The 995-nt window shown below is 38.4% G+C and carries 1 protein-coding gene; it reads left to right on the top strand.

All coding sequences use genetic code 11. The features are described 5' to 3' along the window. Nucleotides 1–594: 594 nt before the first annotated feature. Nucleotides 595–995 (top strand): outer membrane protein assembly factor BamD (locus AC1DPZ_RS27945; protein ID WP_477409680.1); only part of this gene is annotated, 401 nt, incomplete at its 3' end.

Genomic DNA, 995 nt, shown 5'->3' on the forward strand with positions numbered 1-995 from the left:
CCACAGTGAAGACCTAAACCACAGTGAAGACCTAAATCAGTCGATTTTTAAGCAGAGGTTTCTTGCAACAGCATCAATCATTAAAGTGTACAGCTCCCTTTGGATTAATAGATATGCAGTCTAAAAGATTTATCCCACACAAAAGATACTGTGTTGCGTTAGGGGGAGTAGCGGATACCAGCCCGCGCCTAATGCCTTGCGCGCGTATGAGCGGATGACCCGGGCCGCAGGCAACGCCATACTCCGGAATAAGGACTATTAGATAAAGGATTAAGGACAGCTGCAAAAAAACGTACATTTTGCGGAATACAAATTTTACATATCCTTTGCCACTAAGCGGTCTTGCATGACACTATAAACTATATTATATATAGCGCAGGCAAATGCGGGCATAGTATATATACCTGTATACACTTTTACGTTATATACATAGTATAGGATAAAACGAGCCGCCAGGAAGCCATGCCTTAAAAACCGGATAAGTTAAAAGATGTTAAAAGCACATACTATATATATAAGGAGCACAAAACACGTTATATATTAGCCCCTAAATAAATAATTGACTGATTTACATTAATCACCTATCTTTGCAAAATGTTTAAAAAACAACTAACGTTATTCACCTGTGTTTTAGCCCTGTTAATTATTACACTGGGAAGTTGTAAAAGCAAATACGAAAAGTTAAGAGCAAGTAACGATTACGCCAAAAAATACCAGGAAGCCATTAAGTACTATAATAAACAGGATTATGAAAAAGCCCTTGGTTTATTTGATGTACTTGTTGAACGCTATCGTGGACGTAGTGCTGCTGAAGACCTATTTTACTACTATGCCTTCACCAACTATAAGTTAAAGGATTATACATCTGCAAGGTTTCACTTTAAAACCTTTGCCGATACTTACCCTTCGAGCCCAAGAGCAGAGGAATGTCGCTTCTTTTCGGCATATTGTTATTACCTTGATTCACCTACTTTTTCGCTTGACCAGGAAAACAC

Source organism: Mucilaginibacter sp. P4_G9 (assembly GCF_056400985.1).